16 protein-coding genes, 8 tRNA genes and 1 rRNA gene are annotated in these 19229 nt (G+C 47.4%); all 25 read left to right on the forward strand.

Features of this window, described 5'->3' with window-relative positions:
• Positions 1-228: ribosomal RNA gene (locus U1I11_RS16160) — 23S ribosomal RNA — on the forward strand; the annotation flags it as partial.
• A 64-nt stretch (positions 229-292) separates the two neighbouring features.
• A tRNA-Ser gene (locus U1I11_RS16165) sits at positions 293-384 on the forward strand.
• 55 nt (positions 385-439) lie between these two features.
• Positions 440-516: transfer RNA gene (locus U1I11_RS16170), tRNA-Met, on the forward strand.
• Between the two features lie 7 nt (positions 517-523).
• Positions 524-599: transfer RNA gene (locus U1I11_RS16175), tRNA-Val, on the forward strand.
• 6 nt (positions 600-605) lie between these two features.
• Positions 606-681, forward strand: a tRNA-Thr gene (locus U1I11_RS16180).
• Between the two features lie 10 nt (positions 682-691).
• Positions 692-767 (forward strand) — tRNA-Asp (locus U1I11_RS16185).
• Between the two features lie 55 nt (positions 768-822).
• Positions 823-895 (forward strand) — tRNA-Phe (locus U1I11_RS16190).
• A gap of 11 nt (positions 896-906) precedes the next feature.
• Positions 907-991, forward strand: a tRNA-Tyr gene (locus tag U1I11_RS16195).
• A gap of 13 nt (positions 992-1004) precedes the next feature.
• Positions 1005-1077: transfer RNA gene (locus tag U1I11_RS16200), tRNA-Lys, on the forward strand.
• Between the two features lie 281 nt (positions 1078-1358).
• Positions 1359-2963 carry a PucR family transcriptional regulator gene (locus U1I11_RS21695; RefSeq protein WP_416235629.1) on the forward strand — a complete coding sequence of 535 codons (1605 nt, stop codon included), beginning with the start codon at positions 1359-1361 and terminating at the stop codon, positions 2961-2963.
• Between the two features lie 363 nt (positions 2964-3326).
• On the forward strand, positions 3327-4463 hold the full coding sequence (locus tag U1I11_RS16210; protein ID WP_322907181.1) for an ABC transporter ATP-binding protein: 1137 nt from the start codon (positions 3327-3329) through the stop codon (positions 4461-4463).
• A 1418-nt stretch (positions 4464-5881) separates the two neighbouring features.
• Entirely contained in the window at positions 5882-6820 is a 939-nt protein-coding gene (hprK, locus tag U1I11_RS16215) for an HPr(Ser) kinase/phosphatase (RefSeq protein WP_322907182.1), read from the forward strand.
• Positions 6821-6834: 14 nt separating this feature from the next.
• The gene (gene lgt, locus U1I11_RS16220; RefSeq protein WP_322907183.1) at positions 6835-7869 is read left to right on the forward strand and encodes a prolipoprotein diacylglyceryl transferase; all 1035 of its coding nucleotides are present in this window, start codon (positions 6835-6837) and stop codon (positions 7867-7869) included.
• A gap of 6 nt (positions 7870-7875) precedes the next feature.
• Positions 7876-8517, forward strand: coding sequence for a pyrophosphatase PpaX (gene ppaX / locus U1I11_RS16225; RefSeq protein WP_322907184.1), 642 nt, complete (start codon positions 7876-7878; stop codon positions 8515-8517).
• A complete protein-coding gene (locus U1I11_RS16230; protein WP_322907185.1) occupies positions 8514-9032 on the forward strand; it encodes an acyltransferase in 519 nt (172 codons plus the stop codon). Before ppaX ends, U1I11_RS16230 begins: the two co-directional genes overlap by 4 nt.
• A gap of 222 nt (positions 9033-9254) precedes the next feature.
• Positions 9255-10463: an acyltransferase gene (locus U1I11_RS16235; protein ID WP_322907186.1), complete on the forward strand. Its 1209-nt coding sequence runs from the start codon at positions 9255-9257 to the stop codon at positions 10461-10463.
• Between the two features lie 651 nt (positions 10464-11114).
• Complete coding sequence (locus U1I11_RS16240) at positions 11115-12302, forward strand: ATP phosphoribosyltransferase regulatory subunit (protein WP_322907187.1); 1188 nt, start codon at positions 11115-11117, stop codon at positions 12300-12302.
• A gap of 69 nt (positions 12303-12371) precedes the next feature.
• Positions 12372-13007, forward strand: a complete 636-nt coding sequence (gene hisG / locus U1I11_RS16245) for an ATP phosphoribosyltransferase (protein WP_322907188.1) — start codon at positions 12372-12374, stop codon at positions 13005-13007.
• A 113-nt stretch (positions 13008-13120) separates the two neighbouring features.
• Positions 13121-14407: a histidinol dehydrogenase gene (hisD, locus tag U1I11_RS16250; protein ID WP_322907189.1), complete on the forward strand. Its 1287-nt coding sequence runs from the start codon at positions 13121-13123 to the stop codon at positions 14405-14407.
• Between the two features lie 87 nt (positions 14408-14494).
• Complete coding sequence (hisB, locus tag U1I11_RS16255) at positions 14495-15100, forward strand: imidazoleglycerol-phosphate dehydratase HisB (RefSeq protein WP_322907190.1); 606 nt, start codon at positions 14495-14497, stop codon at positions 15098-15100.
• Between the two features lie 3 nt (positions 15101-15103).
• Positions 15104-15733, forward strand: coding sequence for an imidazole glycerol phosphate synthase subunit HisH (gene hisH / locus U1I11_RS16260; RefSeq protein WP_322907191.1), 630 nt, complete (start codon positions 15104-15106; stop codon positions 15731-15733).
• Between the two features lie 204 nt (positions 15734-15937).
• Positions 15938-16669 carry a 1-(5-phosphoribosyl)-5-[(5-phosphoribosylamino)methylideneamino]imidazole-4-carboxamide isomerase gene (gene hisA, locus U1I11_RS16265; RefSeq protein ID WP_322907192.1) on the forward strand — a complete coding sequence of 244 codons (732 nt, stop codon included), beginning with the start codon at positions 15938-15940 and terminating at the stop codon, positions 16667-16669.
• A gap of 27 nt (positions 16670-16696) precedes the next feature.
• The gene (gene hisF, locus U1I11_RS16270) at positions 16697-17455 is read left to right on the forward strand and encodes an imidazole glycerol phosphate synthase subunit HisF (protein ID WP_322907193.1); all 759 of its coding nucleotides are present in this window, start codon (positions 16697-16699) and stop codon (positions 17453-17455) included.
• On the forward strand, positions 17455-18195 hold the full coding sequence (hisIE, locus tag U1I11_RS16275; protein ID WP_322907194.1) for a bifunctional phosphoribosyl-AMP cyclohydrolase/phosphoribosyl-ATP diphosphatase HisIE: 741 nt from the start codon (positions 17455-17457) through the stop codon (positions 18193-18195). Before hisF ends, hisIE begins: the two co-directional genes overlap by 1 nt.
• 56 nt (positions 18196-18251) lie before the next feature.
• Positions 18252-19076, forward strand: a complete 825-nt coding sequence (gene hisJ, locus U1I11_RS16280; protein ID WP_322907195.1) for a histidinol-phosphatase HisJ — start codon at positions 18252-18254, stop codon at positions 19074-19076.
• The last annotated feature ends 153 nt before the right edge of the window (positions 19077-19229 follow it).

The following is a 19229-nucleotide window of genomic DNA, read 5'->3' on the forward strand; positions in this document are numbered from 1 at the left end:
GACCGGGATGGACGCACCGCTGGTGTACCAGTTGTTCCGCCAGGAGCATCGCTGGGTAGCTACGTGCGGACGGGATAAGCGCTGAAAGCATCTAAGCGTGAAGCCCCCCTCAAGATGAGATTTCCCAACATGTAAGACCCCTTGAAGACGACGAGGTAGATAGGTTGGAGGTGGAAGTGCAGCAATGCATGGAGCTGACCAATACTAATCGGTCGAGGGCTTATCCTATCTTCTATACGCGGTGATTCGTTTCGGATTCAGTTTTCAGGGAGCAACTTTGAACATTTTGCTTGGAGAGATACCCAAGTGGCTATAAGGGGACCCTCTGCTAAGGGGTTAGACTGCGTAAGCGGTGCGAGGGTTCGAATCCCTCTCTCTCCGCCACTAGAATTTTCGATTTACGGTTTGAACCAGCAGTTATATAAAATTATTTTATTATGGCGGTGTAGCTCAGCTGGCTAGAGCGTACGGTTCATACCCGTGAGGTCGGGGGTTCGATCCCCTCCGCCGCTACCATATACCTGGAGACTTAGCTCAGCTGGGAGAGCATCTGCCTTACAAGCAGAGGGTCGGGGGTTCGATCCCCTCAGTCTCCACCATAACGTGCCGGTGTAGCTCAGTTGGTAGAGCAACTGACTTGTAATCAGTAGGTCGGGGGTTCAAATCCTCTCGCCGGCACCATTTTTTTCCTGGAACCGTGGTGTAGGGGTTAACATGCCTGCCTGTCACGCAGGAGATCGCGGGTTCAAATCCCGTCGGTTCCGCCATTTTTGATTAGTGCAATGAAGTGACTATACGTTATATTAATCAAATATGTTGTATGGCTCGGTAGCTCAGTCGGTAGAGCAGAGGACTGAAAATCCTCGTGTCGGCGGTTCGATTCCGTCCCGAGCCATCTTTTATTGTGGAGGCTTAGCGAAGTGGCCAAACGCAGCAGACTGTAAATCTGTTCTCTCCGAGTTCGGTGGTTCGAATCCATCAGCCTCCACCAGTTTTTTATTTGTGAGCCATTAGCTCAGTTGGTAGAGCACCTGACTTTTAATCAGGGTGTCGAAGGTTCGAGTCCTTCATGGCTCATCACATTAAAGCATCTTACTTTAGAGTAAGGTGCTTTTTTTGTTGCATTTCGTTACATATTAGAGTTATATATTTTGAATGGTAGTATGTTGGAGTGTTAGTATTAAAGAAAATCTGTAGCACGAATGTGGAAATTAGGTCTATACAATGTCGCGAAGGTAATTCGAGTTTGTCCGAATCATTTGTAGGATATAACTAGTTAAAATATTTTATTGAAGTATGATCCGTATCAAACGATCGGTATTGGAATATCGAATTTGGTAAGTGAAAGGATATGTAGGATGGATATGAATGAACTGCGCCAACGCATTGAGCAAATTATGGGGATTATGATTTGTGAACACCATATGAGTGAAGAAGAATGGGATCATACCTACGCTGTGAGTAGTTTTGGATATTTATCCAACCTAAAAAAGCAGGGTGTGGAGGGGCAGATTGAGAAGCAATCTGCACGATTACGTATGCATGAAGATGCGTATGCCCATAAGCAAGCCAATGAACAAACGAGTGAACAAGTAAATAAACAAGTATCAAGAAGGCACACTTCAAGTAAATTCGAGTCAAGTAAACAGGAATTAGCGAGTGAACCAAAAATAACAATAGACGTCAAAGCAGTAGATTCAGTGGGCGCTACGATGTTGGAACAACCCGATGGAGAAACTGAATCTTCTACCGTCACCAGCGATCAAGTAATAATTAAAGATCGTATACTCATTCCAGTATGGCAAGGGAATGGTACGGTAGTCGTATGGGAGCCTTCTACGCAACTACCTGTGTCTTCCGCCCATGATGATTGTGCGACGATTCAGCAGGACAATACCGCTGAAATTGAAATGAACGAAACGATAGCGGAAATGGAGCTTTATCGTTTATATCAGTTGCTGGAGTTGTTACTGCCATCCGTAACGGGAATGCAGCCTATAGCCATTACCGCTCCTGTGACAGGACCTGAACAAGAGGCTAGAGAGCTGGGGCAATGGCTTGTACGACAGCTTAGCCTGCGCAGTTTAGCTGTAGATATACCGGAAGATATGGCGATTCGACGTCGGTTAAATCGAGCAATGGTTCCGTTTGTTATGCTAGCAGATAGTTTGCCGTCTAGCGGGCTTCAGCCAAAGCAGCTCGGTAAGCTTTTATCCAGTTATTTTGACCGGAATGTATTGCTTATTCCGTTACAGGAAAATGAATGGCTGATTTTGGCTAATCATGGACTGATTGAGGACGAAGATAAAGCAGAACAACAGGAACCGGCATCGTTTAGCAAATCACGGTCTGCTGCTATAGAAGAAAAAAGTAATAAATCATCACGCTCCAGCGGTAACAGTCATCATAAAGATATACGTGAGTCTGCTCGGGATGGCTGGGACGGAATCGGCGAGGCAGAAGATACGGAGGAAGACCTGCTGACTGCCTTTGCACTCGGTCTGCATGAACTGGTTGCGAGTGAGTGGGTAGGCAGCTTCCATATTAGTGTAGGCTTGCCGTTACATCCGCTATATGGGCTGGCCAAGACCGTCCGTCATTTGCGTGAAACGATTCAGCTAGGGCGTTTGTTCCAGGTGACCGAGCATATCCATTTACCGTGGGAGCTGCGACTGGAAAGCCTGTTGTATCGTATACCCGAAGAAGAACGTTTGCGATTCGTGGAGTCGGCGGATCGGTATGCACAGCTATTTCGTGATGATGAGACGGTAGCTACACTGGAAACTTTTTTCAAAATGGACTGTAATGTTAGTGAAACCGCCAAGCAATTGTACATTCATCGCAATACGCTGCTGTATCGGTTGGATCGTATTAAACAAGATACACAACTCGATGTGCGGCGGTTCGAAGATGCGGTGCTGATGCGTCTGACACTGCTATTGTATAAAGTAACAAAAAGCTAAAACTTTTTTTGTATAGTTTGTCGATAGAGTTCGCAAGCAGATTAGGGTAAGATAGAAGCAGATCAAGAAACCGGTTACAAAACAGCGCATATGATGCTGTTAGGCGGTATGTATCCAATGCTTATGTTTGGCTATATGAAGGCTGAATGTACAAGTTTTGGAGGTATCGATGAGAGCCGTTGGTCGTATCTGCTGCATCTGCTTGCAAGTCTCTATCATTCCTCGTTGAATGAACAGATACATAATCGGTGGCGAAATGGGCAACCGGCGCAATCAGATCGCAACGATGATTGTCCCAGGGAATAGCTTTTTTATCGTGATGAATCGAATAAACTACATTTATATTCAGGGAGGTTTTTGATTATGGCAGGTGTACGTTTAGAGCATATTTTTAAAAAATATCCAGGTTCCGATAAAGCGACAGTAGTGGATGTCAACCTTGACATTAAAGATAAAGAGTTTCTCGTACTGGTAGGTCCATCCGGTTGTGGTAAATCTACAACATTGCGTATGATCGCTGGTCTGGAAGAAATTTCCGAAGGCAAACTGTACATTGGCGATCGCGTCGTAAACGATGTAGCTCCAAAAGACCGCGATATCGCGATGGTATTCCAATCGTACGCCCTGTATCCGCATATGGATGTATATTCCAACATGGCATTTGGTCTGAAACTGCGTAAAGTGAAAAAAGACGAAATCGAAAAACGTGTACGTGAAGCAGCGAAAATTCTCGATATCGAGCATTTGCTGGATCGTAAACCAAAAGCACTCTCCGGTGGTCAGCGTCAGCGTGTTGCCCTCGGTCGTGCGATTGTCCGTGATCCACAAGTGTTCTTGATGGATGAGCCGCTGTCTAACTTGGATGCAAAGCTGCGCGGTCAGATGCGTGCGGAAATTACCAAACTGGCTAAACGTCTGCAAACGACTGTTATTTACGTAACGCATGATCAGATCGAAGCGATGACAATGGGCGACCGTATCGTCGTTATGAAAGACGGTATTATCCAGCAAGCCGCTTCTCCTGAAGAACTGTACAACCATCCACGTAATATGTTCGTAGCCGGTTTTATCGGTTCTCCGACGATGAACTTTATCCGTGGCACACTGTCCGAGAAAAACGGTGGTACCGTGTTCACTGCTGCAGGTCTGGATTTGAGCATCCCTGGCGGTAAAGCACAGGTGCTGAAAGATCAAGGCTATAACGGCAAAGAGGTTATTCTCGGCGTTCGTCCGGAAGATATCCACGAGGAGCCAGTATTCCTGGAAGCTTCTCCGAACAGCGTATTTACAGCTAAAGTGGACGTTTCCGAGAACCTCGGTCACGAAACATTGCTGTACCTGAGTGGCATTAGCTCCGATACGGTTATCGCACGTGTAGACGGTCGCTCCACAACACGCGACAATGCTACCGTAACGATGGCAATCGACATGAACAAAGTGCATATCTTTGATCCAGCATCCGAAGATAACTTGTTCTATAGCGAGCCTGCAACTGTATAATTAACGCATAGGTAAAGCCTGCTGTATCTGGCCGTGTGTCAGAGCAGCAGGTTTTTTTGGCATAAATGAGTTGTTTATTTTGGAGGTGTAGTATGCTGAACGATTTAAATATATAGATTTATTTACACAAATCACCTTTATAAATAAGGTCATGTAGCGGATTGTAAGTAAATATTAAAAGCTGGATCGTACGTTATCTCGATTAAAAGCCGGTTTGAACGTCTTTATGCCAATTCATAGTCAAGCGATCATACATTAGACATATCGTAAATTCAATCGAGACAGCGTAATCGTACGCTGTCTCGATTGAAAATCAGGTTTGAATGTGCTGCAACGTATTCATAATCAAGTGATCATGATGGGGATGAAAGTAAGGCAAGTTAGTAATATGCGTAATGACGATAAAAGAATGTTCAGATTTGGAGCGAAAGCAGCTGTATTTTATCTGAGTCGGTATAGTCCGTTTCTTTAATGGATGAAGTTCCAGGCTAGTAGGCTGACCGTTTTAAATATATAGTTTAAAATTATTCGGATTACAGCTATAGATAAGGGATACAATGGATTCAAAGCCAATATTGAAAGCAGTCAATCTACTAGTAGGCTGACCAGCTTAAATGCAGGGTCGAATTCACTCCATCTTCGAAAGATACACTGGAATCGTAGCAGGAGAACAGCGCTGCTCTGCAATATCAAACTGCTTATTTAACGCAGTCAAGCTACTAGTAGCTTGTCTTAAATACATTTACAGTTTGTTGATCTAACCATCGCTTGGTGCTGAATCGATTTAGGGGCGTTTAAACACAATTTTCATTTGAGACAGCCTACTAGGGCGTGTCTTAAAACTACTTTACAGGCAACTCTATACGGTTTATTTTCATTAGATTATGCATACATGCAACGCAGTTCACTTAAAACATAACCATTTTGACGACTGAAATTTCAACTGATGAAATAAGGAAACGACAAGGTTGACGGTTTGAAGACAACGCCTAATTGAAGGAATAATTATTGCTAGATGCTCAACATTTGTGTATATGCTTTAGTACTTTGAATATGATCCACTTGAATTTTAAAGCTGGTTCAAGCAGTTATTTATAAGCATTTTAGTACACAATCAAAGTTGAAATTTAATTTGGTCTGCGTATACGTGCTAGTTTTATGATTCCCGTGTAAGCCTAAAGCTAGCGTGTATAGTCACAAAGTCGTATGAAGTTCCAAATAGTAGGTAGCATATTACTCTAATTAATTAGCATATCAATCTAGCTAGGCATAGTGCGGGTTCTTTCACGTGTGATCAGGGCGTTAGAATTGATTTTATAGGCGTATTCTATTACCATTGGTACATTGGGAATAATATGTACAGCAATTTATGCTTATTTCGACAAGACAAGTGACCTACTCAGGAAAGGAAGAACAGAATGGCCAAACATGTTAAAGTTTCGGAATTAGTACAAATGTTCCAACTTGAAGTTGTATCCGGGGGACTTGGCTTAAAACGAAATATTACCGTAGATGATCTGAACCGTCCGGGTCTTGAGATGGCAGGTTATTTTGAGTATTATCCGACCGAGCGTGTACAAATTCTTGGTCGTACCGAGCTGGCGTTTTTTCAAATGTTAACGCATGAAGAAAAAGCGGAGCGGATGGGCAAAATATGTAACGAAGAAACGCCATGTATCGTTGTGACACGCGGACTGGAAGTGCCGGAAGAACTGATCGAAGCTAGTGAACAGCATGGATTGCCGGTGTTGCGCAGCAATCTGTCTACGACGATTCTGTCGAGCCGGATTACGAACTTTTTGGAGAAAAAGCTTGCGCCAACAGCAACGATCCACGGCGTGTTAGTGGACATTTATGGTGTAGGGATGCTCATTACCGGTAGCAGCGGGATCGGTAAAAGTGAAACCGCATTGGAGCTTGTCAAACGCGGACATCGTTTGATCGCGGATGATGCGGTGGAAATTCGCCAAACGTCGGACAACCAGTTACACGGTACGGCACCTGAATTGATCCGCCACCTGCTTGAAATTCGCGGCGTCGGCATCATTAATGTGATGACGCTGTTTGGTGCCGGGGCGATTCGCAACAACAAACGGATTACGCTCGTTGTGCGGCTGGAAGCATGGCAGCAGGATAAGCAGTATGACCGTATCGGTCTGGATGAGGAAACAACTAAAATTATCGACACCGATGTACCTCTCGTTACGATTCCAGTGCGTCCGGGTCGAAACCTTGCCGTTATTATTGAAGTGGCGGCGATGAATTTCCGTCTGAAACGGATGGGGTACAATGCAGCTCTCCAATTCACGCATAAGCTGACCGAGACGATTGCCGAAGATCTCGATGAAATGGATTAAGGAGAGGGTAAGCAATGGGGACATCATTAATTAATCCGATCGCATTTGCGATCGGGCCGTTGGAAGTGCACTGGTATGGTCTGATTCTCGGTTTGGGTGCATTGATGGGGTTGCTGTTAATTATTCGTGAGGGACGACGTTATGGCATTCCACAGGAGTTTTTTATGGATTTGCTGCTGTTTGGTGTACCGTCAGCGATTATCGCAGCACGTATTTATTATGTAGCCTTCCGTTGGCCGGATTATAAAAACAATTGGATTGATGTGTTTAAAATTTGGAACGGCGGGATTGCCATTTATGGCGCGCTCATCGGCGCGATTATTTGTGCGGTCATTTATACGCGGTATAAAGGTTATAATTTCTGGCGCATTGCGGATATTTGCGGACCGGGTTTGCTGATCGGTCAAGCGATTGGACGCTGGGGGAATTTTGTGAACCAGGAAGCGTACGGTGGACCGACCGATGAAGCGTTCCTGCGCAACAATTTACATTTGCCGGATTTTATCGTCAATCAAATGAATGTGAACGGTGTATATCATCATCCAACGTTTCTGTATGAATCGCTTTGGAATGTGGTCGGTATACTTGTGTTGATGTTTTTCCGGCGCCGTCATTTTGTGCGTGCCGGGGAAATTTTTATGGGCTATTTTATTTGGTACGGGATCGGGCGATTTTTTATCGAGGCATTGCGTACGGATAGTTTAACATTTGATGGACCGGCATGGCTCGTATCGATTGTGAACGGTTTATGGTCGCCTATGACTTGGTTTGGCTTCCAGCAAGGTGCGATTGAGCCAGGTTACGGCAATATTCGTGTGTCCCAGCTATTGTCGCTTGTGCTCGTCATTGCGGCGATCGTCTTCATTATCGTGCGTCGCAAAACGAACAAAAACTTGGCGCATTACAGCGATCCGATCGTTTCTACCCGTGTAGCAGGCGGTGAACATGTAACTGAGCAGGAGCATACCGCTCAGCAGACGGCAAGTGGTAGTCATACTCGAACGGAAGCGGGCAGTGCCGAAAAGCCTCCGCTTGAACGTAAGGAGTAGTGAGGGATGATAGATACGATTTTGTTCGATCTTGACGGTACGATTGTGGATACGAATGAACTGATTATTGCTTCGTTTATGCATGTGATGGATCATTCGCTCACACGTGAGCAAATTATTCCGTATATGGGCACGACGTTGGAGCAGCAATTGCGGACATTTTCCGGGTTGGACGATGTGACAGCGCTTGTGCAAAAATATCGTGCCTACAATTGGCAGCATCATGATGAATTGGTTGCGCCTGTTCCCGAAGTAAATGAGGTGTTGGCGCGTTTGCAGGCGGCAGGGTTAAAGCTTGGTGTCGTCACGACCAAAATTCGTGCGACAACGACGCATGTGCTGCGTTTGTTTGAGCTGGATCAGTATATGCAGGTAATTGTGACGCTGGACGATGTGGAGCATCCAAAGCCCGATCCGCAGCCGATTCACCAGGCACTAGCAGCGCTCCGTTCAGCGCCTGAACATACGCTGATGGTCGGAGACAGCCCGGCTGATCTGAAATCGGCGGCAGCGGCAGGTGTGCAGTCGGCAGCTGTGGCGTGGTCGCTCAAAGGTGAACAGGAGCTGTCCAAGTATGAGCCTACGTTTGTATTGCAGCGGATGAGCGATCTGTATCAAATCGTGCTCGCTGATCCGGTAGATCGATGAGAAAGCTAGAGCATTATCCTGTCCAAGGCAAGCGTAATGCGCTACGGCAAATTTACAGCACGGTAAGCCCGTGGAAAGGGGTACGCAATTTTATCGTTATTCAACTTGCCCGTTACTGTCCGATCCTTGGGCTAAAAAACTGGATGTATCGTCATCTGTTACGGATGCAGATCGGTTCGGAGACGGCGTTTGGACTGATGGTGATGGTGGATGTATTTTTCCCGGAACGTATCCGAATTGGGCAAAATTCGGTCATTGGCTACAATACGACGATTCTTGCGCATGAGTATTTGATTCGCGAGTATCGGCTTGGCGATGTGATCATCGGTGATGAGGTGATGATTGGAGCCAATTGTACGATTTTGCCAGGTGTTACGATTGGTGATGGCGCGATTGTAGCGGCAGGTTCGGTCGTGCATCGGGATGTAGCAGCAGGGAGTTTTGTGGGTGGCAATCCGCTGCGTGTACTGGCTAAAACCGTTCAGGAAGAAACAGCCGCGCGTGAGCTGCTGTAGTTCAGAACAGTTGTGCATGGGTAATAAAGATTGACAATTGACAAATAAAGCATATCGACAATCGACAGGGCTGACCGAAGGAAACCGATCTTCGGTCTGTACATGTCGGACTGACATTGTAATGGTACAGAATGCATCAGCGCTCGATGGGAATGGACAAGCCCAGTGAATGCGGGTTTTGATCAGATGTACCATTAATAGATGTAAGGGGATGTTACGATCGTGGATCGACTACAAAAGGAGCGGCTGCCACAGCTTGATTTTTTTCGTGCCCTGGCGATTATCGGTGTTTTGCATGTGCATTCTACATCGGATGCGACGATTGATGCGGTGGACACATCCATTTATTATGTGTTTAATTTTCTTAATTTAATGTTCAAATATGGTACACCGGCGTTTATTTTTTTGAGCAGCTTTGTGTTGTTTTACAATTATTTTGATCGTCCGCTAACTAGTAAGCTAATTTCCAGTTTTTACAAAAAGCGCATTTTGTATATTTTGTTACCGTATATTTTAATTTCCGCGTTTTATTTTTTGTACAAGCTACACGAGCGCGGGCTTTTTGGCGAGCCGATCATGTGGCTATTACGTGATTATGTGGATGCGATCTTTAGCGGGTCGGCATGGACGCATCTTTATTTTGTATTTATTAGCGTTCAGTTTTATATTTTGTTTCCATTACTGCTCGTGTTGCTGAAAAAGCAGCGCTGGATGGCACGCTGGGCGATTGTGATTGGATTGATCGTACAATGGGCGTGGGTCGTCTGGAATAAGTATGATCTTCATTATGCCAATAAAGGCAGTATTGCCTTTTCATATTTTGCCTATTATATGTTGGGTGCGTTTGTGGCGATTTATTTTCAACCGTTTCGGCAATGGGTGATGACGCGTTGGAAAGATATGGATAGCACGCTAAAGCTGGCAACATCATTATTATGGATATGCTGGCTGGCGACAGGGCTAATTTATGTACAAATTTGGTATGATTCACGGATCACGAATTTGTGGCATGATTCGCTCTGGTATGAGTTAATGTGGAATGTGTATACGATGCTGTCATCGCTCGTGTTGTTTCAGGCAGCATTTATTGTAAATCGGATTGCGCCTAAGCCGTTGCTTGCTCTGTTGCGGCGCTTGGGTGAGTTGTCGTTTGCGATTTATTTAGTGCATCCGTTCATTTTAGCGTATTATCGCGATACAAAGTCATGGTTTACGCTGGGACCGTTAGCGTATTTTATTTGGATTTACAGTGGTCTGATTATTGCGCTCGTTCTGTCCACACTGCTGGTACAATTTCTGTTCCGTCGTTTTTCGTGTTCATGGGTATTGCTAGGTAGCATTCCGGATTCGCTATCCGCACGCCATCACCAACGCAAATTGCAACGTCTGCAGCGCAATCAAGCGAAAGTCGTACAACGTACAATGCCGTAGCTTGCTTGGAAACATGATAGCAGAGCGATAACATGGTATTTGTACAGGTGTACATACATATCATCGCTATCGATTGAGTGGCACTAATCGTATGCAATCTCATATTGGGCATATTGTATGTTTAGCTTAGGCAAGCCCTGGCATTCCGTTGTTGCGGGTGTCAGGGCTTATTTGCGCAATAGAACAGGATAGAGCATAATCCACTTGTGATGAGTGATGAGTGATGAGTGATGAGTGATGAGTGATGAGTGATGAGTGATGAGTGATGAGTGATGAGTGATGAGTGATGAGTGATGAGTGATGAGTGATGAGTGATGAGTGATGAGTGGAAATATGGCAAGCTGGGCACGCCGAGTTGGAGCAGCAATGTCAGCCATTTTATGAATGAGCGGTTGTTTATGCTCGAACAGGATTCTGACGGCTAGAGGGCGAATCTATATTACGGTGCGTGCGTTATAATCATCGCCATTGCGACGATTATCGTCCATTTAGGCATACGATGGGCTGAATTGACGGTAAAGGTGAGGTTATGATAAGATATGCAATATCCTTTACTTTATTAGCAAAGTACCACTTTAATGTGTTAAAATATAATGAACGATTGCATTCGGCTATAATGCCAAATATACAATCCAATCAGAGGTGAACGTCTTGTCCAAGCCGAAAGGATTTGAAAAACCGATCGGGGTGCGTGATTATTTGCCGCATGTCGTATCAAAGCTGCGTTATATCGAACAAAATGTGCTTCATTGTATGTCTCGCTGGGGATACCGGCAGATCATTACGCCAACGCTTGAATATTACGATACGGTCGGTGTGGCAAGCTCTACCTCCGACAGCAAATTATATAAAATGCTTAACAACCGGGGCACGACGATGGTGCTGCGTTCGGATATGACGACACCGATCGCGCGCGTGATGGGTTCGTTGTTGCAGCAAGAGACGTTGCCGGTACGACTGGCGTATCATGCGAACGTATTCCGCTCGATTGAAGAAGAAGCAGGGCGTGAGGCGGAGTTTTTCCAGACCGGTGCGGAGCTGGTCGGTGTTGATTCGCCGGAAGGTGATGCTGAAGTCGTCGCATTGGCGATCGCTTCATTGCAAGCGGCAGGCGTGCAAAATTTCCAAATTTCGCTCGGTCATGTGGGCTTTTTGAGCGGGCTGTTGGAAGAAGCGTTGCCTGAGCAAGCGCAGAAACAAGAAGCGTTGAAAGAGCGATTGCTTAATCGCGATTTTGTAGGCTTTCGTGAGCAGTTGGTCAGTTTTAAACTGTCGACAAAACAGCAGCAGGAGCTGGAAGGGCTGCTTCGTTTGCGCGGTGCGCAAGATATTTGCCAGCAGGCACTGGAAATTAGCAGCAATCCGCAAGCAGCTGATGCAATCCGCCATCTGTGCAAAGTGTGGGAAGTGCTGGAAGCGTACGACATGTCCCATTATGTGATGATCGATCTAACGATGATCGGTAATTTCTCGTATTACACAGGCATGGTATTTGAAGGCTATGCGGCTGAACTCGGTTCGCCGGTGTGCAGTGGTGGACGATATGACAATCTGCTGGCACAATTTGGACGTCCGTTGGCGGCAACCGGTTTTGCACTCAAAACGAATCGTATTCTCGATGGTGTGCAATTGCCAGTGCCGGAGCAACCGCAGCCGGTATTGATTGTGTATGATGAGACCAGTCGACATGAAGCTTTTGCAAAAGCGATCCAGTTGCGTGCTGATGGGCAGATGGTCGTGACGGAGTATGAAGGGGCTGCTAACGAGGCGGATGAGACAGCGCGTGCCGGGTATCGAGAATTGATTCGTTTTACCGGCGGCAAGCCTGTACTCGGTTAAAATAAAGCGCTCCAGCTGATCGATCATCATGCCATCAGGCAAAAATTAAAACAGGGAGATGCGTACCTGATGAGCCAGATTTTAAAAGTAGCGATGCCCAAAGGGCGTATTTATAAAAAAGCAGCCGCGCTGTTCCGCGAGGCAGGCATTCCGATTCCGAACGATGTGGACGAGTCGCGCAAATTGATTGTCGAACTGCCAGAGCTTGGAATGGAGTTTATTCTCGCCAAGCCTGTCGATGTGCCGATCTATGTCGAGCACGGTGTAGCCGATATCGGTATCGTTGGCAAAGATGTATTGATGGAGGAAAATCGCGACGTGTACGAGCTGCTTGATCTTGGCATTGCACGTTGCCGGATGTCGGTCATTGCATTGCCGGACTGGCAGCCAGGCATTCAGCAACGGGTAGCGACCAAATATCCGAATGTCGCTTCGCAATATTTCCGCGAGCGTGGGCAGCAGGTGGAAGTGATCAAGCTCAACGGCTCGATCGAGCTGGCGCCGATGATCGGTCTGGCTGATCGGATCGTCGATATGGTTGAAACCGGTCAAACGCTGCGTGAAAATGGACTGGTAGAGTTAGAGGAACTGTTCGGCATTACGAGCCGTTTGATCGCCAACCGAGTCAGCTATCGGATGAAAAATGAAGAAATTCAACAGCTTTGCGATACATTGCAAAAAGTGATCGTACAGCCTTCAGTATAAACATATCATTAGAAACGTATGACTAAACAAATTCAGGAGCGCCTCAATCTGCTAGGAGAAAGACGGCTACTGACAGCATGTTCCAGAGCGGATGGAGTAAAGGAGAGATGGGCTTGAAAATCGTAGCTGCACACGATTTTGATCTACGGCGTGAGGTGGAGTACGGTTCACCAGAACAAAATGCCGCTGTCAAACAAATCGTTCACGATATTAAAACAGACGGCGATGCTGCACTGCTGCGTTATACGTCACAGTTCGACCGTACTGAGCTAACGACGGAGCGCCTGCGTGTGACCGATGCTGAGCTGCAAGCGGCTTATGCGCATGTAGAGCCTTCTTTTATTGAAGCGATCACGAAGGCGGCGCACAATATCCGCCAGTTTCATCAAAAGCAAAAGCGCAATTCATGGATGGATTTGCAGCCGGATGGCAGTCTGCTTGGACAGATCATTCGTCCGCTCAAACGGGTCGGCGTCTATGTGCCAGGCGGTAAAGCGGCATATCCTTCATCCGTACTGATGAACGTTATTCCTGCTCAAGTTGCTGGTGTGCCGGAGATTGTGATGGTCACACCACCTGCAACCGGTGGACGGGAAGGCATTGATCCGTATATTCTCGTTACCGCTGCTGAAGCGGGTGTGACCGAAATGTATCGGATTGGCGGTGCACAGGCGATCGCCGCACTCGCTTATGGAACGGAAACGATCGAGCCGGTCGACAAAATATGTGGTCCCGGCAATATTTATGTGGCGCTGGCGAAGCGTGAAGTGTACGGTATCGTCGATATCGACAGCATCGCCGGGCCGAGCGAAATCGTCGTGCTCGCAGACGAGCAGGCGCATCCGGGCTATATTGCTGCCGATCTGTTGTCCCAAGCCGAGCATGATGAGATGGCATCCGCCATTCTCGTTACTTCGTCCCGTTCGCTTGCTGACAATGTGTCCGCCGAAGTGCAGCGTCAATTGGAAACTTTGCCACGCCGTGAGATTGCCGCTGCTTCGGTGGAACGTTATGGTGCGATTATTGTGACTGAAACGCTCGATGAAGGGATTGCGGTTGTGAATCGACTTGCACCTGAGCATCTGGAAATTATGACCGAGCAGCCGATGAATATACTCGGTCGGATCGAAAATGCCGGTGCGATTTTCCTCGGTTCGTACAGTTCGGAGCCGGTGGGTGACTATTTTGCCGGGCCGAATCATATTATTCCGACGAACGGTACAGCACGGTTTTCATCGCCGGTCGATGTGGATGATTTTATTAAAAAATCGAGTATGATTTATTATAGTAAGGAAGCACTGCTTGCGAATGGGCAGACGATTATGGAGCTGGCGCGCCATGAAGGACTGGAAGGTCATGCGCGTGCGATCGAAATTCGGTTGCGGCAGGAAGGCAATTAACGAATATGGAGATCGATCGACAGTGTAAAATCGATAGTTTAAATAAGATGATAAATCAGATCATAAACAAGCTGGAGGAGTAGCCTTATGACAACGGAAAATGGGCAAGTACGCCGCGCGGACATTAGCCGCAAAACGAATGAAACCGATATTCAGCTCGCTTTGCAAGTGGATGGCACCGGGCAGGCGGAGATCGAAACGGATGTGCCGTTTTTGAATCATATGCTGGATTTGTTTACGAAGCATGGGCATTTTGATTTGACGGTTAAGGCGCAAGGTGATATCGAAATCGATGATCATCATACGGTGGAAGATATCGGCATTTGCCTCGGACAGACGCTGCGCGAAGCGCTTGGCGACAAACGCGGCATTAAGCGTTATGCAAATGTGTTCATTCCGATGGATGAGGCGCTCGCTCAAGTTGTGATCGATGTGAGCAATCGCCCGCATTTTGAATATCGTGCGGAATATCCTTCTGCGCAAGTAGGCAGTTTTCAAGTGGAGCTAGTGCATGAATTTCTATGGAAACTGGCACTGGAAGCGCGTATTACACTGCATGTGATCGTGCATTACGGTAAAAATACACACCATATGATCGAAGCGGTGTTTAAGGCGCTCGGACGCGCCATTGACGAAGCGACATCGATCGATCCACGCGTGACAGGAGTGCCTTCGACGAAGGGAGTGCTGTAAAGCATGGCGATTGCAATTGTGGACTATGGTATTGGCAATTTGCACAGTGTCAGCAAGGCGATTGAGCGGCTTGGCTATGAATATATTATCACCGGCGATCGTGATGAGATGTTGGCGGCAGACGGTGTCATTTTGCCGGGTGTCGGTGCGTTTGGCGATGCGATGAATCATATTCGTGCAGGCGGTATGGATCATATCGTGCACGAGGTAGCAGACAGCGGCAAGCCGTTGCTCGGCATTTGCCTCGGTATGCAGCTATTGTTTACCGAAGGGGAGGAATACGGCATCCATCAGGGGCTGGACATTTTGCCTGGTCGTGTCGTACGCTTCGCTCCAGGCGATTATAAAGTGCCGCATATGGGCTGGAATCGGTTGGAATATAAGCAGCCTGAACATGCGCTTGTACGCGATCTGTATGCAGGGCACACGTATTTTGTGCATTCGTATCATGTGTTGCCGGAGCGTCAGGATGATCTGATCGCGGTGACCGATTACGGGCATCAGCAAGTGACGGCGATTGTCGGTCGTAACAATGTGTACGGGATGCAATTCCATCCGGAAAAAAGCGGCGAGCTGGGCAAATTGTTGCTGCGCAATTTCCTAGCATTGTGTGTGGGCGAACGGGTGCAATAAATCGCATATCGCATCGATCGTATGTTGACCGAGATTCAGTTTAACTTTACATTAACTTTCAATGAGATCATACAATCGTAACTGAATCCAGTGCAATAGATACGCTTTGCTTTCGATAGGACAGTCAGTGTATGAAATGACGATGGCAGCGGTTAAGTATGAGGTAGCATTATATTAATTACGCATCGATAAGGGGGAAGCACGTTGTCTTCGTTTACTATTTATCCTGCAATTGATATCCGTGGCGGTCGCTGTGTGCGTCTGATCCAAGGTGATTATAATCAAGAAACCGTCTATAACGATGATCCAGTAGCAGTTGCCAAAGGCTTTGTAGAGCAAGGAGCACAGTTTGTGCATCTGGTCGATTTGGATGGGGCGAAAGCAGGGCATCCGGTCAATCATGAACTGATCGGTCGGATTGCCAGCAGTGTGCAGGTGCCTGTACAGCTTGGCGGCGGGCTGCGTACACTTGCTGATGTGCAGCAGTTAATCGGTCTCGGTGTGAGCCGTGTCATTATCGGTACGGCTGCGATTGAAGATCGCGCGTTTACTGAAGCCGTGCTCGGTACGTATGGTGACCGTGTAGCGATCGGCATCGATGCGCGTAATGGCTATGTAGCAACACGCGGCTGGCTGGAAACGTCCGAAGTTAAAGCGGATGAGCTTGCCAAAGAACTGGCTGCCAAAGGAGCCGAAACGTTTATTTTTACCGATATTTCGCGCGACGGTATGATGCAAGGACCGAATATTGAAGCGATTGCGGCGATCGCCCAAGCATCTGGCAAAGATGTGATCGCTTCCGGTGGTGTTACTGTGCTGGACGATCTGATTCGTCTAGCTGCACGCCAAGCGGATGGCATTAGCGGCGCGATTGTAGGCAAAGCGATCTATACCGGCAAAATCGATCTGCAGGAAGCACTGCTTAAAGTGCGTTAACGATCCGGCAGGAAAGGGGGAGCATGCATGCTTGCAAAGCGTATTATTCCGTGTCTGGATGTGAAAGAAGGGCGCGTTGTCAAAGGCGTGAACTTCGTTAATTTGCGTGACGCTGGTGATCCGGTAGAACTGGCGGCATTGTATGACCGCGAAGGTGCGGATGAGCTTGTATTTCTCGATATTTCGGCATCGGTAGAAGGGCGCGAAACGATGGTTGATGTCGTACGGCGTACTGCCGAGGAAATTTCGATTCCATTTACCGTCGGCGGCGGCATTTCTTCGGTCGACGATATGAAAAAGATTTTACGTGCTGGTGCTGACAAAATCGGCATTAACACAGCAGCGGTGCTTCATCCGCAATTGATCAATGATGGCTCACAGCGTTTTGGCGCACAATGTATCGTCGTAGCGATCGATGCGCGCTTTAATGAACAATGGGGCGAATGGGAAGTGTACACGCATGGCGGACGCAAATCGACCGGCATTAAAGCGCTAGATTGGGTAAAAGAAGTCGAACAGCGTGGTGCAGGCGAAATTTTGCTGACGAGTATGGATGCGGACGGTACAAAAGATGGCTTCGATTTACCGCTCACACGTGCGGTATGTGCAGCGGTACACATTCCGGTAATCGCTTCTGGTGGTGCGGGTTTGCCAGAGCATTTTCTGGATGTGTTTGAACAGACCGGAGCGGATGCAGGACTGGCGGCGACGATTTTCCACTACAAGGAAATTTCAATTCCGGCGCTCAAAACCGAGCTGAAAGCAGGGGGAGTGGAAATTCGCTAATGAGTGGGACGAACGACGATGCTACATTTCAGACGGAAATTTTACATCAATCGCATTCGTGGGAACAATTGATTGCCGCGATCAAATGGGATCGTGATGGGCTGGTGCCTGCGATTGTGCAAGATGCGTCCAGCCGGATCGTGCTTATGATGGCGTATATGAATGAAGAATCGCTGCGCCGCTCGTTGGAGTCGGGGGATACGTGGTTTTGGAGCCGTTCGCGCCAGGAGTTCTGGCATAAAGGCGGTACATCTGGCAATACACAGCGCATTACGTCGCTATATTATGATTGTGATGGAGATACACTGCTCGTACTGGTGGAGGCGAATGGACCGGCATGCCATACAGGCAGAATAAGCTGCTTTTATAATGAGGTGAATGAAGTGGACAATAAGCCAACGTTTGAATCATCGTCTGATACGCAATCCGCTGCATCAAAAGACCGGTTTGCGATTTTGAGTGAGCTGGAGCAAATGATCGCTTATCGTGATCAGGAGCGTCCGGAAGGTGCGTATACGACGTATTTGTTTGAAAAAGGGATCGATAAAATTTTGAAAAAAGTCGGTGAGGAAACGGCGGAAACGATCATCGCTGCCAAAAATGGCGACAACGACGAATTGCGCTATGAAGTGAGCGATTTGATCTATCATCTGCTCGTATTGCTGCAAGAGCGCAAGCTACCGCTGGATGATATACTGGCGGAATTGGATCGCCGTCATGAGCGTCCGCGTAAAGACTGACCATCCCCGTAATTACGCCGCAACGTATCGGTTGCAGCAAGGAAGGAGCAAACAGCATGCAAATCGATTATCATACGCATCATGTACGCTGTGGTCATGCGGTCGGTGAGCTGGAGGAGTATGTGCAGCGCGGCATTGAGATCGGTCTAGATCAATTAGGTTTGTCCGATCATTTGCCGCTCATCCATGTCGATCCGGCTACGTATTATCCGGAAATGGCGATGCCGATGGACGAACTGCCGCGTTATGTAGAGGAAGCTTTATTTCTTAAGCAGAAGTACAGTGATCACATTGACATCCGGGTTGGACTGGAAGCGGATTATATCGAAGGTCATGAAGAAACGATTGCACGGATCATTACGCAGTATCCATTTGACTATGTGATCGGTTCGGTGCATTTTCTTGGTGAATGGGACATTTCCGATTATCGCCAAACCGATGGCTGGAACGGTCGTGATGTGCTGGATGTGTATCGTCAATACTATGATGCGATGCAAAAGGCGGTAGCGACCGGGTTTTACGATATCGCCGGGCATCTGGATGTGATCAAGCGTTTTGGTTATGTGCCGCCTGCTGAGCAAGATGGCGAGCTTGAGGCGTTAGAGGATGCTGCATTGCGGGCGGTACAACAGGCAGGCATGGCGATGGAGCTGAATTCGTCGGGTTTGTACAAAGCTTGTGCCGAAATTTTCCCGGCACGCCGGATTGTGGAGCAGGCAATCGCGCTCGGCATCCCGCTGACACTCGGTTCGGATGCGCATGATCCGCTTAAACTGAGCGATGGTTTGGATCAGGCGCGTGCATTATTGACGGAGCTTGGTGTGGAGCAGATCGCTACATTTGCGAATCGCCAGCGTACGATGGTACCGCTGCACGGGTAACACTTATTGATGGGATGAACCGAATAAAGCGCATTGTCGCAGAGCGCATCATTTCATAACGAATGTACCAATGAATAAGCCAAAACAACCAGACGGATCAGCGCACACATCGTGTCACAGCGCCTATCCTGCTGGTTGTTTGTCGTTTGCTTA

The organism is Paenibacillus campi (genome assembly GCF_034659835.1).
GTDB lineage: Bacteria > Bacillota > Bacilli > Paenibacillales > Paenibacillaceae > Saccharibacillus > Saccharibacillus campi.

What these genes read in the sequence shown, in the direction of transcription:
- U1I11_RS16210 (WP_322907181.1), top strand. Translation starts at nt 3,327, where the DNA reads ATGGCAGGTGTACGTTTAGAGCATATTTTTAAAAAATATCCAGGTTCC.
- U1I11_RS21695 (WP_416235629.1), top strand. Translation starts at nt 1,359, where the DNA reads ATGGATATGAATGAACTGCGCCAACGCATTGAGCAAATTATGGGGATT.
- hisIE (WP_322907194.1), top strand. Translation starts at nt 17,455, where the DNA reads ATGAGTGGGACGAACGACGATGCTACATTTCAGACGGAAATTTTACAT.
- hisJ (WP_322907195.1), top strand. Translation starts at nt 18,252, where the DNA reads ATGCAAATCGATTATCATACGCATCATGTACGCTGTGGTCATGCGGTC.
- hisG (WP_322907188.1), top strand. Translation starts at nt 12,372, where the DNA reads ATGAGCCAGATTTTAAAAGTAGCGATGCCCAAAGGGCGTATTTATAAA.
- hisH (WP_322907191.1), top strand. Translation starts at nt 15,104, where the DNA reads ATGGCGATTGCAATTGTGGACTATGGTATTGGCAATTTGCACAGTGTC.
- hisF (WP_322907193.1), top strand. Translation starts at nt 16,697, where the DNA reads ATGCTTGCAAAGCGTATTATTCCGTGTCTGGATGTGAAAGAAGGGCGC.
- lgt (WP_322907183.1), top strand. Translation starts at nt 6,835, where the DNA reads ATGGGGACATCATTAATTAATCCGATCGCATTTGCGATCGGGCCGTTG.
- U1I11_RS16230 (WP_322907185.1), top strand. Translation starts at nt 8,514, where the DNA reads ATGAGAAAGCTAGAGCATTATCCTGTCCAAGGCAAGCGTAATGCGCTA.
- hprK (WP_322907182.1), top strand. Translation starts at nt 5,882, where the DNA reads ATGGCCAAACATGTTAAAGTTTCGGAATTAGTACAAATGTTCCAACTT.
- hisB (WP_322907190.1), top strand. Translation starts at nt 14,495, where the DNA reads ATGACAACGGAAAATGGGCAAGTACGCCGCGCGGACATTAGCCGCAAA.
- ppaX (WP_322907184.1), top strand. Translation starts at nt 7,876, where the DNA reads ATGATAGATACGATTTTGTTCGATCTTGACGGTACGATTGTGGATACG.